This window comes from Spirosoma migulaei (assembly GCF_054776855.1).
The window spans coordinates 98,772-113,832 of sequence record NZ_BAAHBG010000027.1 but is presented as its reverse complement, the minus strand read 5'-3'; the positions used below and the strand labels follow the sequence as shown (position 1 = coordinate 113,832).

Annotated in this window: 10 protein-coding genes; 4 read left to right on the top strand and 6 right to left on the bottom strand. The window is 45.1% G+C overall.

Annotated elements, in window-relative coordinates; translation table 11 throughout:
- Positions 1–240 precede the first annotated feature (240 nt).
- The gene (gyrA, locus tag ACYVGO_RS25245; RefSeq protein ID WP_142773208.1) at positions 241–2,754 is read left to right on the top strand and encodes a DNA gyrase subunit A; all 2,514 of its coding nucleotides are present in this window, start codon (positions 241–243) and stop codon (positions 2,752–2,754) included.
- A 143-nt stretch (positions 2,755–2,897) separates the two neighbouring features.
- Entirely contained in the window at positions 2,898–4,343 is a 1,446-nt protein-coding gene (locus ACYVGO_RS25240; protein WP_460971649.1) for a tetratricopeptide repeat protein, read from the top strand.
- Between the two features lie 1,062 nt (positions 4,344–5,405).
- On the opposite strand, the gene ACYVGO_RS25235 is transcribed toward ACYVGO_RS25240, so the two are convergent.
- Positions 5,406–5,930, bottom strand: a complete 525-nt coding sequence (locus ACYVGO_RS25235; protein ID WP_460971648.1) for a helix-turn-helix transcriptional regulator — start codon at positions 5,928–5,930, stop codon at positions 5,406–5,408.
- A gap of 222 nt (positions 5,931–6,152) precedes the next feature.
- Positions 6,153–6,968, bottom strand: coding sequence for a 2,3,4,5-tetrahydropyridine-2,6-dicarboxylate N-succinyltransferase (locus ACYVGO_RS25230; RefSeq protein ID WP_460971647.1), 816 nt, complete (start codon positions 6,966–6,968; stop codon positions 6,153–6,155).
- A gap of 1,310 nt (positions 6,969–8,278) precedes the next feature.
- Between ACYVGO_RS25230 and gap the strand changes: the two genes are divergently transcribed.
- The gene (gene gap, locus ACYVGO_RS25225; RefSeq protein WP_460971646.1) at positions 8,279–9,271 is read left to right on the top strand and encodes a type I glyceraldehyde-3-phosphate dehydrogenase; all 993 of its coding nucleotides are present in this window, start codon (positions 8,279–8,281) and stop codon (positions 9,269–9,271) included.
- A gap of 94 nt (positions 9,272–9,365) precedes the next feature.
- On the opposite strand, the gene trmB is transcribed toward gap, so the two are convergent.
- From trmB to ACYVGO_RS25210, 3 genes are read right to left on the bottom strand one after another with little or no spacing between them, the layout of a single operon-like run.
- A complete protein-coding gene (trmB, locus tag ACYVGO_RS25220) occupies positions 9,366–10,028 on the bottom strand; it encodes a tRNA (guanosine(46)-N7)-methyltransferase TrmB (RefSeq protein WP_142773212.1) in 663 nt (220 codons plus the stop codon).
- A gap of 2 nt (positions 10,029–10,030) precedes the next feature.
- Entirely contained in the window at positions 10,031–11,317 is a 1,287-nt protein-coding gene (locus ACYVGO_RS25215; protein ID WP_460971645.1) for a bifunctional folylpolyglutamate synthase/dihydrofolate synthase, read from the bottom strand.
- Entirely contained in the window at positions 11,317–12,261 is a 945-nt protein-coding gene (locus ACYVGO_RS25210; RefSeq protein ID WP_460971644.1) for an energy transducer TonB, read from the bottom strand. The genes ACYVGO_RS25215 and ACYVGO_RS25210 overlap by 1 nt, the downstream gene beginning before the upstream one ends.
- A gap of 273 nt (positions 12,262–12,534) precedes the next feature.
- Between ACYVGO_RS25210 and menD the strand changes: the two genes are divergently transcribed.
- A complete protein-coding gene (gene menD, locus ACYVGO_RS25205; RefSeq protein ID WP_460971643.1) occupies positions 12,535–14,298 on the top strand; it encodes a 2-succinyl-5-enolpyruvyl-6-hydroxy-3-cyclohexene-1-carboxylic-acid synthase in 1,764 nt (587 codons plus the stop codon).
- Between the two features lie 97 nt (positions 14,299–14,395).
- Here menD and ACYVGO_RS25200 read toward each other — a convergent pair whose 3' ends face one another.
- Positions 14,396–14,992, bottom strand: a complete 597-nt coding sequence (locus tag ACYVGO_RS25200; protein ID WP_460971642.1) for a porin family protein — start codon at positions 14,990–14,992, stop codon at positions 14,396–14,398.
- Positions 14,993–15,061 lie beyond the last annotated feature (69 nt).

Genomic DNA, 15,061 nt, shown 5'->3' with positions numbered 1-15,061 from the left:
GGCAAATGGACTAAGTTTTAGTTGAAATACAATTGTATTTCAAATGGATGATGGGGTGTTCAATACAGTTGGCGAATAGCGTTTAGGTGGCTTATTTTTATACCCTCTCTGGCGTATTTAGGCTCGTTTTTGCGGGTTTATTTCTCTTTTCTCCTGAAAATTTTGTATATTTGTGTATAGCGTGGTTTGCACAGACTGTGTAAGCCGGAATAGTAATTTTCTGCGAAACCCCTTTAGCAAATGGCGGAAGAAAATCCCGACCTCGAAGCCCCCAGTAACATCATTCCTATTAACATTGAGGACGAAATGCGTGGTGCCTACATTGACTATTCAATGTCGGTTATCATCTCGCGTGCGTTGCCCGACGTTCGTGATGGCCTGAAGCCAGTGCACCGTCGGGTGTTGTTTGGAATGGCTGAGCTGGGCGTTAGTTACAACAAACCCCACAAGAAATCGGCTCGTATCGTTGGGGAAGTACTTGGTAAATATCACCCCCACGGCGACTCATCTGTATACGACACTATGGTGCGTATGGCCCAGGATTGGTCACTGCGGTATCCACTGGTCGACGGCCAGGGAAACTTTGGTTCCATTGATGGTGATTCACCAGCGGCTATGCGTTATACCGAAGCGCGCCTGAAGCGAATTGCGGAGGAAGTCCTGAACGACATCTATAAAGAAACGGTTGATTTCCAGCCTAACTTCGACGACTCCCTCGAAGAACCAACCGTTATGCCTGGTAAGTTGCCGAACCTGTTGCTTAACGGCTCGTCGGGTATTGCGGTGGGTATGGCTACAAACATGGCACCTCATAACCTGACGGAAGTCGTAGACGGCATTATTGCCTATCTGGATAATAATGACATTACGGTTGAGGAACTGATGCAGTTTGTGAAAGCGCCAGACTTTCCAACGGGTGCCACAATTTACGGAATGGAAGGGGTTAAGTCCGCTTTCAAAACCGGTCGTGGACGCGTAGTGATGCGGGCGCATGCCACCATCGAAGAAAACAAAGGCAAAACCCAGATCATTGTAACGGACGTGCCTTACATGGTCAATAAAGCGGTGATGCTGGAAAAAACCGCTGAGTTAATCAACGACAAAAAGATCGAGGGAATCACCGCCTTCCGGGATGAATCGGATCGAGATGGTCTGCGGGTTGTTTATGACCTGCGGAAAGATGCCATTCCGAACGTTGTCCTGAATAACCTGTATAAGCATACATCTCTGCAGTCCTCATTCAGTATCAATAACGTTGCGCTCGTAAAAGGGCGTCCGATGTTGTTGAATCTGAAAGATATGATGAAGTACTACGTTGAGCACCGGTTCGAGGTAGTAACGCGCCGGACGCAGTACGAACTTCGTGAAGCAGAGAAGCGGGCACATATCCTGGAAGGGTTGTTAATTGCGCTGGATAATATCGATGCTGTGATTAGCCTCATTCGTTCGTCTCGGGATACAGAGGTGGCCCGGATAGGTCTGATGACGCAGTTTTCGCTGAGTGATGTCCAGGCGAAAGCGATCCTGGAGATGCGTTTACAACGTTTAACGGGACTGGAGCGGGATAAGCTACAGGCCGAATACGATGAGTTAATGCGTGAAATCATGGGCCTGCGGGAAATCCTGGCCAGTGAAGAACGCAAACGCGAGGTGATTAAAGAGGAGTTGGTTGATATCCGCGCCCGTTATGGGGATCAACGTCGTACCGAGATCAATCCGCTCGGGGATGGAAACATCAGTGACCTGTCGTTGATTGCCGATGAGGATATGGTGATTACCATTTCTCATGAAGGGTATATCAAGCGGACACCAACCACCGAGTATCGTTCGCAGGGACGGGGTGGCGTAGGCGCAAAAGCTGCGGCTACGAAAGAAGAGGACTTCACGGAGCATCTGTTCACGGCGACTATGCACAATACCCTGCTGGCGTTTACGCAGAAAGGTCGATTATACTGGTTACCCGTCTATGAACTACCTGAAGGCTCCCGTATTTCGAAAGGTCGGCCGTTGGCTAATTTTATCAACATCGAATCGGATGATAAAGTCCGGGCGGTCATTAACGTGACTGATCTGAAGAACGAGGATTACATCAACAATAATTACATTGTGATGTGTACCCGTCAGGGCACCATTAAGAAAACGATGTTGGAAGCGTATTCTCGTCCCCGTCAGAACGGGATCATTGCCATCACGATTGATGAGGATGATCAACTGATTGGGGTTTGTATGACCAATGGTGATAATGAGATCGTTATTGCGTCGAGCGTAGGGAAAGCCGTTCGTTTCCACGAAAGTCGCGTTCGTCCGATGGGGCGTACCGCTGCCGGGGTTCGGGGTATCTCGCTCGATGAGGACGATCCAACCGATCATGTTGTTGGTATGGTGTGCCTGTCGTCGTCGGAAGCCCAATTGTTGGTAATTTCCCGGAATGGATACGGTAAACGTTCGGATATTGATGAATACCGAATCACCAACCGGGGTGCCAAAGGTGTTGGTACGTTGAAAGTAACCGAAAAAGTTGGTCGATTAGTTGGCGTACTGGACGTTGCCGATACAGACGACCTGATGATCATTAACAAATCAGGAATTGCGATTCGGACTCCGGTGAGTGAAATCAGCGTGATTGGTCGGAATACCCAGGGTGTCCGGCTCATTAGCCTGCGTGATGGCGATGAGATCTCATCAGTTACAAAAATTAAGCAGGAAGAAGGGGAGGAGGTAGCCCCCACTGAACCAGAAGCTGTTGCTGAATAAAGAAACCAATAGGCTGTAATGCTGAGCCGTCTGGATTGATTGATAATCAGCCAGGCGGCTCAAACAATTTAGAGTAGGTCATGCTTATACAGACAGATTCCGTAATTTCGTTTCTGAAATAATAACACAACCCCGATTTACACATGAAACAAGTTTTTGTAATTCTCGTTGCGTGTTGCCTGGCAGTAGGTGCACGTGCACAGCAAGGCGCATCTGTGGTAGATGCCGCTGCAATGGATGCCGTTAAGAAAGATAAGGAGAAAAGCGATAAGGATATTACCGATGCGAAAGCGAGTGCCAAAGCCAGTACCTGGATGGATCGGGCTAAAACGTATCAAAATATTGCCAGTAGCGGGTACGTAAAGGTTGACTCTGCAGCGGCATCTACCGCTTATGATGCTTATAAGAAAGTAATCGAACTGGATAAGGACAAGAAAGGTGGCCCTGGTAAATTGGCTAAGGAAGCAGAGGAAGCCTTGAAGAGCCCAGGTCTTTACAGTGCATTCATGCAGCAGGGGGTAGCTAAGTTCCAGGCTAAAAACTATGCGGATGCGATCAAGTCCTTAACTATGGCCGGCGATATTAATCCTAAAGATACGCTGGCACCGCTTTATTCAGCCATTGCAGCGCAGCAGGTAAAGGACAATGCAACGGCTAAGACACAACTGGAAAAATACATTGTTGGTGGCGGTAAAGATGTAGCCATCTACGGTTCGCTGGCAATGCTCTATCGGGCCGATAACGAAGTGGATAAGGCACTGGCCACACTGGATAAGGGAATCGCTCTGGCTCCATCCAATAAAGATCTGGCGAATGAGAAGATCAACATTATGTTGTCAACGAACCGGATGGAAGAAGCCATTACGGGCATGAAGCAAATGGTTGAAAAAGACCCGAACAACGTTCAGAATCTGGTGAATCTGTCTATTGTGTATAATAACATTGGTCATAAGGCAGATGAGGAGATTAAAAAGCTGGAAGGTGATTCAAAGAAAGGTGGTAATGTAACCAAGCAACTGGCCGATTCGAAAAGCATTATCGATGCCTACAATAGTGAAATTGCCCGCTTGAGTGCCTCAATCAAGAAGCAACCCAAGAATGCGGAGTTAAAGCGTCAATTGGCAGATGTTCAGAAAAGACTCACTGAACAGAAAGGGGAAATGGCTACCCTGGAAGCGGCTGCTAAAGAAGCTGCCGCCAATGCATCCGTAGCTGCTGCGAATGAGAAGAAAGTAGCTGATCTCAAGCAGACTCAAATGGACAACTATAATTTAGAGAAGCAGTATCTGGAAAAGGCATTAGCTGTTGATCCGAATAACTTCGATGCTAACTTCAATATGGCTGTCTGGATCTTTAACCGCGCGGTAGAAATGAAGCGTGGCGTAGATAAGATGGATATGGCTGAGTACAACAAAAGTGGTAAAGAGCTGGACGGTAAAGTTTGCGGCAAGTTCAAGCAGTCATTACCCTATTTCCAGAAAGCCAAGTTAATTAAAGACGAAGCTGAGGTAACCGAAAATTTGACGAATACCGAAAATATTCTGAAGCAGTACGAAGAGAAGAAGATCGTTTGCATTGAGAGTAAATAAGAAGAATAGGGCCGGTATCTAGGATGCTGGCCCTATTTAATAAAAACTTTACTTAACATAATATAAATTATACAACAAAAGGATTGGTGTAATCCACAGCCTTATCAACAAGTTATCCACGTGGAACACTAAAGTATTGCTTTACAGAGAGTTAGGTAGTTTATGGGTGTAAAATAGGCTTTTAATGCCTATAAAGGCGGTTTTATAAGCAATGACGCGCTACGTTTGACTAAAAAGAGTGATTCAAGTTGATCAAAATTCGACCAGTAAAGGCAAACTACTCAATTGAAAAGTAATGTGAAATGTACGTACAACTAAATGGTAGTATCACTTAGAATAACGCTTCATACGTTCTTGTAGATTGTGAGGGTTTTGTGTAATCAGACCCTGCTGATAAGCATTCTTGATTAGCGGATAATACAGGCTTTGATATTAGCATGCCAGACAATCAGCCAGGCGGTAAAAGTCGCTTGATCTCCATACTGTTGACGAGTAGGCCATCCCAACTTAAAAACAAGCTTACTGAGCAATCGTTGATTGGTTTGGTCATTCGCTACCATTTTATGGGTAAATAGCTGCTGTTTGAAAGCCGACTTAGATCCATTGACTAGACTGTCTCAATAACGTTGATCACTTTTATAGAGCTGGTTAAGTAATTGTTTACGCTGAACCAATGTATACTGGTCGACCTGCAAAGAGCTATCTATATCTGCTATTCTGCTGGTCATTTCGAGGATCTTCATTTGACTACCACCCGGCAAGTCAACCTGAGCCATCAAAAGAGAATTAGCCAATAAAAGCTGCACTATAAATACGCTTATATTCATGAGGACTTGCACACTTTTCTGACAGCGGTAGTTCCTTACTTTACTCGCCTAGGTTGATCTAGGGACATTTTATTCTAAACTCAGAACCCCTTTCCATACTATAAGCTGGTTGTATAGAAAATGAGAAAATAATTTGGGGGAAGGTAAAGTTACAAGTCGATTCATAGTTCCGGCAACTACTTAACTTGTCCCACTTGATCTGTTCATGCCCAAAAGTATAAACGTGATTGTAGAACTAAATCGTCGGTGTGTATTCTCGGAAAGAACCGTCTGTATAAAAGATTAGTATACGTTCTACTTTCTTTTCAGTGGCTAAACTGGGAGTTTGCTCGGCAAGTGCTGGGGTTTCAATTGGGAGTTGAACAGGCGTACTGGCTGGCGGAATTTCGTTGCGTTGACTACGTATACCCGGTTGTTGGGATGTATACGTTGGGATTGATGCGGACGGGCCAGAAGGAAATCGGTCGGTGCGTTCTACCGCTGGACGACCAACAGGCCGATTTATATAGCCTGAAGAAGCGGGTTGCCCTGTAGATGGACTGTCTTCTTCCATAATCCATTCATAGCCCAATTCTGGAAAACGTCGGATTATTTTCTGAATGATATCGAAACTAGGCCGGTTTCTGCCTGATAGAATATGCGAAATACTAGACCGCTGTACGCCTATTTCATCAGCGAAATAAGAAGGCGTTAGATTCTTATCAATGAGAATCTGTTTAATCTTGTCATTTATGGTCATGGGTTGTCCGTAGGAATTCATAGACGATTAGTTACTATGTTAAATAGATTCGGGATGATATTACAAATATATACGTAAAAGTAATTGCAATAATTTAACTTAACAATGTAATTAACAAAAAAAGAACTACACTAGTATAGTGTAGTTCTGTAAATTTACAATTTTAATTATTAATGTAAATCGCACTATTGTTTAATTTTCTAGTTTCAGTTTACATCGTACAATAGACAGCAGTGCCTACTTTTAGACAGATACATTGTTTTCACGAAGCGCATCATTCAGTGATGTCTTCAAATCTGTAGATGGTTTCCGCTGACCAATAATAATTGCACAGGGTACGTGAAATTCTCCCGCCGGAAATTGTTTAGCATAACTTCCAGGAATCACCACCGAGTTAGCAGGAACATAGCCCTTATACTCGACGGGTTTAGCACCCGTAACATCAATAATCTTTGACGAGCCAGTAATGGTGACCCCCGCTCCTAGCACAGCTCGTTTGCCAATGTGCGCCCCTTCAACAACAATACAGCGTGATCCAATAAAAGCGCCATCTTCAATGATAACGGGTGCTGCCTGGGGGGGCTCTAAAACACCACCAATTCCAACACCCCCACTCAAGTGAACGTCTTTACCAATCTGAGCACAGCTTCCAACGGTAGCCCAGGTATCGACCATCGTACGCTCATCGACATAAGCACCAATGTTGACATAGGATGGCATTAGTATGACACCGGGTGCCTGGTAGGATCCATAGCGTGCAACAGCAGGTGGTACGGCCCGTACCTTGGCTTCCGCGAAATTGGTTTTGAGGGGGATCTTGTCATTAAATGTAAAGATGCCAACTTCTTCTGTTTTCATTTGCTGGCTGACGAAATAAAGCAGGATGGCTTTTTTTACCCACTCATTAACGGTCCATTCCCCATCTTCAGTAACTGGCGGGGTAGCTACCCGGAGCTCGCCCTTATCTAATTGATTTATTACTTCTTTTATAATCTGGATAGATTCATGTTTTGCCAATAACTCACGGTTGGCCCAAATTTCCTCGATTTTGTTAGTCATGAAAGTAAAGTAAAGATTTATATATAATATTATAACTATCTGAATATCAGTCTACTTTAATTTAGTGCCAAATTTTATATTGTTGTACATCAATATTATAGTAATTACTTTTTCTGATTTTTCAAAGGTACTAATAAGACATGTATACTTGTAATATAACCACTTAAATTATTTGCCGTGGTAGTCTGTATCCAAGCCTCAAGTAGATTATAGCCTTAGTGTATTATGGTACAGTAATGACTTTGTTGTTTGTTAAAGAGCAAAAATGATGCCCGTTCATTTCCTCCTGTTTGGATTGAGGAATTGACTTTACACAAGCTATCAATAGGAGATTTAATAGACTTAATGGCTTGAAGGAATAAACCGCTGAAATAAAAATTTTAGGCTTAAGCTGCTTTTGGAGAGGAAAAATAGAGTTGGAGTAGATCGGTGCTTATTTGATACAAATCAATAAGCACCGATCTACTCCATGTTAAAATGTCCTTGTTTGAGTAGAGTTTCTAAACAGCTGGCTCAGTAAGACTGGGTAGACTTATCCACACGACCGCTACTAAAAACATACAAGAGTATATAGCCTTATGGCTGGCTTGGCTGAAATAATCGATGTCCCAGGCTGAGGTAATGTATTCCCAAGGTAACGAAAGCTAAGAATGAGTGAGGACGAGGATTGATAGCGTTTTGTGTTTGTATAGTTAGTGGGAGGATTCAAGTGTATTTATGGATGAGTATAGGAGAACAGCTGATCTTAAATTGTAAAGCCCTGAAATATAAAGGTTATAGTGACTAATTGCTAAATCGCATAGACCTCATAATGCTAAGAGAATAGCTTTTATATTCAGTAGATAAACATGAAAGAAAGAAAGTAAAATAGGAAGTAATAGAATAGGCAACTGAAAAAGGAGCCCAGTACGTTGAACTAATATGCTAATTATTAGAACTGATATAGGATTAAGATAGGTGGCTGTTAGTGACTAAAGTTTAGGGGGAATAGTAAGATTAATTCTCTTACTATTCCCCCTCTCCTATTTTCTAAGAAAAAATATAAATTAGTAATACGGATATTTGTTAGTATTTTATAATGTAATATTAACAAATAAGTTAGCAAATACTAATAAAATTAGTAAATATTGCTAAAAATGCTATTTATAATTAGTAAAATAGTAGCAATATGCTAATAAAATGCTAAAATATTCTAATTTACTAAAATATCCGTTTTTAAATACTAAAAATTATAGCTAACTCCCTCCTATACCAATCCGCTTAATTAATCAGTATATTTGACCCCGAAAACAAACCAATTTTCACTGTACATGGAAAAAATACGCGTTGCTATTAATGGCTTCGGTCGTATCGGACGGTTATCGTTCAGACGGCTTCTGGAAAAAGAAAACATCGAAATAGTCGCAATTAATGACCTTACGGACAATGCGACACTTGCCCACTTGCTAAAATACGATTCTGTTCATGGAAAATTTCCAGGAACCGTTACTTCTGATAGCGAAAGTCTGACCGTTAACGGTACGAAGATCAATGCTTACGCTGAACGTGATCCAAAAAATCTTCCGTGGAAAGATCTAAATGTCGATGTTGTCTTAGAATCAACAGGACGTTTCGTAGATGAAGCTGGCGCAGGCCTGCACTTACAGGCTGGTGCTAAAAAAGTAATTATCTCTGCTCCTGCTAAGGGAAATATTCCAACGGTTGTTTTAGGTGTCAATGACGATACACTAACCGGTAACGAAACGATCATCTCGAACGCTTCCTGCACAACCAACTGCCTGGCACCAATGGCCAAAGTACTTGACGATGTATTTGGCATCGAGAAAGGCTACATGACAACCATCCACGCCTATACAGCCGATCAGAACCTTCAGGACGCTCCTCACTCCGACCTACGCCGGGCTCGTGCAGCTGCCTTATCAATTGTTCCAACATCAACCGGAGCCGCTAAAGCAGTTGGCCTGGTTCTTCCCCAGCTAAAAGGGAAATTGGATGGCAATGCCTTGCGCGTACCAACGCCAGATGGTTCATTAACGGATCTAACAGTTGTTCTGAAACGGGAAGCCTCTATCCAGGAGATTAACGATGCGATGAAAAAGGCGTCTGAAGAAGGCTTAAAAGGCTATTTAGAATATAATACGGACGAAATCGTTTCGATCGACATCGTAGGGAACCCCCATTCGTGCATTTTTGATTCGAAATTAACCGCCGTAAACGGAACCCTGGCAAAGGTTGTTGGCTGGTACGATAACGAATACGGGTATTCGAGCCGTGTGGCAGACTTAATTGCCAAGTTATTTTAAGTTTGTAAACATTACCCTAAAAGTTAAATAATATACAACAGTAACTTACGGGTAAATTGTAAATTAATTAGTATTGTAAATGGGTGTGATTATATTAAATCACACCCATTTTGCATTGTAAATAGTTAATTGTAAATCCCTTGTCAAAGAATAGCTGCTCGTATTTTGTCTTTATACCGATGTGAATTCCATTCAAGGGTGAATTATATAAGTCAGTTGTTGATTGTAAATCGACACATCCCATCTCCTGCACCTGCTCCAAACTGTACGCAAATAATTCTGGATTATCAGTCTTTAAATGAAGGGTGCCGCCGGGTACAAACAGATCTTTGTAAATAGATAAAAAGCGGGGATGGGTCAGTCGGTGCTTTTCCTGTCGGGGGCGCGGCTGTGGATCGGGGAAAGTAATCCAGATTTCATTTACCTCCTGCCCCGAAAAAAACTCGTGAAGAAAGTTGATATCCGTACGCAGAAACGCCACATTAGCTAACCCAAGCGTTTGAGCGGCCTGGGAACCTCGCGCAATTCGATCCCCTTTAATATCAACACCAATAAAATTTTTGTCCGGAAAAGCCTGCGCCAGACCTACCGTATACTCCCCTTTACCACAGGCTAATTCTAGTACAATCGGATTTTCATTCCCAAAATAATCGCTCCGCCAGTGGCCTCGTATTGTTTTGTAAAGCGGTTTACCAACTTCAATAACATTCTGACTTTCTGCATTTTGCAGAAAGCGGTGGGTTTTTCGTCTTGTCACGTTTATAAATTTGTTAATTCGGCAATCGTATAATTACTACCCGTTATCAGGATTAAATCAGCGAATGAAGCATCGGTAAGGGCAGCAGCCAGGGCATCGTTCACATCAGTAAACACCTCGCCTACCCGCCCCAACAGAGCGGCTTCTTCCTGTAGGTCAACAGCCGGGAATGAACGGGGAGTCTGGGCCTGGCAGAAATAATAAACCGCAGTCTGAGGCAGTGAAGTGAGCACTTTCGAGCGGTCTTTATCAGCAACTAACCCCAGTACAATCCGTAGGGCTGCAAACGGTATAGTTTGAATTGTCTCCAGTAAAGCGAGTAAGCCCGGCTGATTATGGGCTGTATCGGCAATCACTCTCGGCTGGTGCTGTAGGGTTTGAAAGCGTCCTTTTAAACCGGTTAACATCGTAACCTCAGATAGTCCTTTCTCCAGAGCTTCGGATTCTACTGGCCACACGGATTGTAGTACCTCAACTGTTGCCAACACACCTGCCAGATTATGCAGTTGGTAGGAACCGAGTAAATCCAGTGACAGGAAATGAGGTTTCCTCCCTTCCTGATAGACTGCTACGTTCCGCTTTTCATCGACTACACCAGCATCCTGAATCGTGTAGTGTTGATCGGCGAATAAAAGGGAAGCCTGGAGTTGGGCTGCCGTTTTGCTAAAGACCAGCACAGTTTCAGGATGGGTTTCACCTATCACGACTGGTACTCCCGCTTTAATAATACCCGCTTTTTCGCCGGCAATTTCAGGAAGGGTTTCCCCCAGGATGTCCGTATGATCGTACCCGATGTTCGTAATCAGGGAAGCCTCCGGGGTAATAACATTCGTTGAATCAAGTCGGCCCCCCAAGCCAACTTCGATAATAGCCAGATCAACCTTGTGCCGGGCAAAGAAATCGAACGCCATAGCCACCGTTACTTCAAAAAAGGATGGTTCAATGGATTCGATCAGGGATTGGTGCTGCTCAACAAACTGGGCGACTTCCTTCTCTGCTATGGGCTGACCATTCAGCCGGATTCGCTCTGTAAAGGACTTCAGATGGGGTGAGGTATACAACCCCACTCGGTAACCCGCCGACTGGTAGATAGCGGCCAGCATATGCGAGCTGCTTCCTTTTCCATTCGTACCGCCGACATGAATACTAGGAAACTGATGCTGTGGATTGCCAAGGCCTTCGCACAAGGCGAGGGTATTGCCTAATCCAGGTTTAATCGCTTTAGCGCCAATCCGGTGAAAAACGGGGAGCCGACTGTAGAGATAGTCGATCGCTTCCGGGTACTCCATTAATCCTTCGACTTTATAATAAATGTAATCGTACCTGTAGCCGTAGGAGGAGTTGCCCCTCCTTTTGGTTTTAATCGGAGTCGCTGAACAGCCTTCCGATACACTTCACTTACCGATGGACTCACCGTACTTTGTAACTGACGTACGTTAATAATATCGCCACTTTCATCCACTTTAATTTGAAAGACTATTTTACCCGTTTCATCCGAATCATCACTTATACTCGGCCGACTGGCCAGCGACCAACCTGAAACATCGAAAGCAACACCCGTTGGAGCCCCTCCCGGTGTCCCGTAAAATTCTTTCGCGTTGATTTTACCATTCGGGTTTCCTTTATCCCCAACACCACTGGCATCGTCGCCATTATTATTTCCACCCGTACCGGCTGCTTTCCCGACCGTACCATTGGAACCACCCCCTCCCGATGACTTTTTAAAGAGGGCATCATTATTAACCGTTTCTACTTTCTTGGGCGGTGCCACAGGAACAGGGCGTTCGGCAGGGGCCGTGGCCTTAGGCGATTCTACCCGCTTCGGCTCCGGTCGCTCGGGGGTAGTAACCGGGCTTTCAGCTTTGCTAACAATCAATGGCTTTTCAGTAGCAGTTTTTGCTGGTTTCGCATCCTCCACTTTTGGAGAAGGTGTAGCCCGGGTCTTTTCGATCCGAGGGGTTGTATTGATTTTGGGATTGGGGCGCTTTTCGGCCGGTTTAACCTCCTCTGGATTCGGCGAATCCGACGCCTTATTCCGCGTTTGAATATGACCACTACCCCGAGCCTCAGTACCAAAGTTCACTTCCACAAATTGAATCGGGGGTGGATTCGGAACCGTCTGGGATAGCTTCACCAGTAATAACAAGGCAATCAGGAGGACGTTAATAATAACGGTTCCGGCTAATGACTTAACCCGGATTTCGTCTTCGTTCTCGTAGGTTATGCGATTCATGTCAGTATAGTCAGGAGATTATCAAAAGTTGTCAGGTATTGGATTTTGTTTAGTAGGTTAGTTCAATAACGTGTAAAACAGGGCCATCGTTTATAGATGCAGAACGATTACTGGGTACGTATAAGCAAAGTAACAGAAAATCTATGATAGAAAGTCCGACAGCTCGTCTGGTTTCGGCTTATGTTTGTATTGAGAGCAACCGATTGGCCGTATACTTATCGTATGCAGCCTCTAACCACTCGTTCGCTAGTTCACACGTTCACCCACTAAAACATGCCCGTTCTACAGCCGATTGTCAACATTGCTGAATTACTCTATCAAAAAGGAATTACCGATGTGGTCGTGTCGCCGGGTTCCCGCTCAGCTCCCCTAACGCTGGCAGTAGGCCGCCACCCTCACCTACGGGTGCGTGTACTGGCCGACGAACGATCGGCAGGGTTTGTAGCCCTAGGGATTGCGCAACAAACACAAAATCCAGTTGTATTGATCTGTACGTCGGGTAGTGCAGTTTATAACCTGGCTCCGGCGGTTGCTGAAGCCTATTTTCAACAGGTTCCGCTCCTACTCCTGACAGCCGACCGTCCCCATGAATGGCTACACCAACAGGATGGACAAACAATGGATCAGGTGAATGTATTTGGCAACCAGGTAAAACGTAGTTATGACCTCCCCGCCGATTATACCCACCCCGATACGCGCTGGTTCATCGAACGATCGGTGAACGAAGCCGTTTCCTTAAGCCGCCTGTACCCGGTAGGACCAGTACATATTAACGTTCCACTGCGTGAGCCATTTTACCCCACTCCCCAGGAATCGTTCCAGACAGACAGGGTACGGGTTATTCATACCCTACCTGCCAATCCGACCCTCTCGGCCGAAACCTGGCATACCTTGATAGCCGACTGGGAAAACAGTGAGCGCAAACTCATTGCGGTTGGGCAGATCCCCCGAAATAGATCACTCCTGGACATCCTCTCTAAAATCAGTGATGAACTGGGAATTCCCATTATTGGCGAAATTGTCAGTAATCTTCCCAGCAATGAACGATTTATTACCCATACCGATACGTTCCTATCGGGTATCCCAGAAGAACAGGCTGATGCACTCCGGCCCGATTTGCTGATCACCTTAGGAAATTCGTTCCTGACCCGGAACCTGAAAACATTCTTTCGTCAGTCACTGGGTGGACTGACACACCCTCATCGTCACTGGCACATTCAGCCCGCAGTGGATCGCATCCAGGATTCGTTCCAGAGCTTAACAACGCTCATTCCCTCCGACCCACTGATATTCCTGGAAAAACTATTCGCGGATATCGACTATCAGCAATTTTTACAGGGAGATGATGACGATGACTCCCACGAGTTCTTAAATCAATGGCTGCAAGCAGACCGAAAGGCAGCCCGTCTGATCAATCAAACACTGGCAAAGGCAGAGAGTGCACTTACCGACTGGTCGGCGGTTCAACTCGTTTTAGAACAAATTCCTGTGCAGTCAATCCTCCACCTGGCTAACAGTATGCCAGTACGCTATGCTAACCTCTGCGGACTATCCGAACAACAGGCCGTCAGCGTGTCGGCTAATCGGGGGGTTAGCGGGATCGATGGCTGTTTAAGTACAGCGGTTGGTGCTGCGCTTGCTACCGATCAGATCGTAACGGTTATCATTGGAGATGTTGCTTTTTTTTACGACCGCAATGCTCTCTGGTCAGCACCGGTACCACCTAACCTTCGCATTATTTTACTTAATAATGATGGGGGACACATCTTCCGGATGATCGACGGACCCAGTCGCCAACCTGAACTGGAAACCTATTTCGAAACACCCCATGGCTATACCGCCCGGAATACTGCCGAGGATGCCAAGATTCAGTATCAACTCTGTGCAACTCCGGTTACCCTCCAGTCTCTCCTCCCCGACTTTTTCCGGCCGGGCAAGCAAGCGAAACTACTCGAGATTTCGACGGATAAACACGTAAACCAGCAACAGTTCCTGGCCTATAAAAAAAGGCTTAGTACACTATGGGATCGCAACTAAACCTGTAGTTATAGTTGCGATCCAACCAACTTTGGGTGATGGGTTAATACGCTCCGTTCCCTGTGGCAGATAGCAGTGTTCAACCCTGATAGTACGCTTAGTGTAACCGATAATTTATCCCGACGCTACATTGCCAGCGATTGAAATCAGCAGGTGGTAAAAATCCAGATGAAGAAACCAATGAATTACTCAACCAACTCCGACCACCCATCACTTCGATAGCCCACCGCTTGCCTACTCGATACTGTATGCCTAATCCCGCATCGGTTTGCCAGGTGCTAGAGATCGTGCCGGGAGAAAAGGGGGCATCAGGGGTAAGATGAAAGGCACTTTGGCCATATTCGGTTCCTATATGAGCGAAAACAGCCACCCGTTTTCCCCGCACAAAGTAATAGCGGGTCGAAAGCCCCCCCGCCAGTAATCGATAATCGGGCTTATTGTCAGATTGATGATAGATCGTACTGGTGAGGAAGCGTCCTTCAGCCGCAATTGACCAGCCATTGGCGATAAAATACTGGATACGAGGTGAGACAAAATTTGTTGTTGGATAAGTGCCCCGGTAGCCCTGCCCCACACTTAGCCCTAGGCTAATGTGCCCCTTTCCGAGTAAATCCTGCTGCTTGTCGTTGCTCAAGGTTTGGGCCTTCCCCACCAGAGGCATCATTAGAAAAAATAGTACTAAACACCGTCTCATTGTCTACACAGTTTGTTTGCAGTAGAGACGCGTTTAAAGCTTGTGTGGTTGTAAGCTAATAAAATCCTT

What these genes read in the sequence shown, in the direction of transcription:
- menD (WP_460971643.1), top strand. Translation starts at nt 12,535, where the DNA reads ATGCCCGTTCTACAGCCGATTGTCAACATTGCTGAATTACTCTATCAA.
- ACYVGO_RS25240 (WP_460971649.1), top strand. Translation starts at nt 2,898, where the DNA reads ATGAAACAAGTTTTTGTAATTCTCGTTGCGTGTTGCCTGGCAGTAGGT.
- ACYVGO_RS25235 (WP_460971648.1), bottom strand. Translation starts at nt 5,930, where the DNA reads ATGAATTCCTACGGACAACCCATGACCATAAATGACAAGATTAAACAG.
- gyrA (WP_142773208.1), top strand. Translation starts at nt 241, where the DNA reads ATGGCGGAAGAAAATCCCGACCTCGAAGCCCCCAGTAACATCATTCCT.
- ACYVGO_RS25215 (WP_460971645.1), bottom strand. Translation starts at nt 11,317, where the DNA reads ATGGAGTACCCGGAAGCGATCGACTATCTCTACAGTCGGCTCCCCGTT.
- ACYVGO_RS25200 (WP_460971642.1), bottom strand. Translation starts at nt 14,992, where the DNA reads ATGAGACGGTGTTTAGTACTATTTTTTCTAATGATGCCTCTGGTGGGG.
- ACYVGO_RS25210 (WP_460971644.1), bottom strand. Translation starts at nt 12,261, where the DNA reads ATGAATCGCATAACCTACGAGAACGAAGACGAAATCCGGGTTAAGTCA.
- gap (WP_460971646.1), top strand. Translation starts at nt 8,279, where the DNA reads ATGGAAAAAATACGCGTTGCTATTAATGGCTTCGGTCGTATCGGACGG.
- ACYVGO_RS25230 (WP_460971647.1), bottom strand. Translation starts at nt 6,968, where the DNA reads ATGACTAACAAAATCGAGGAAATTTGGGCCAACCGTGAGTTATTGGCA.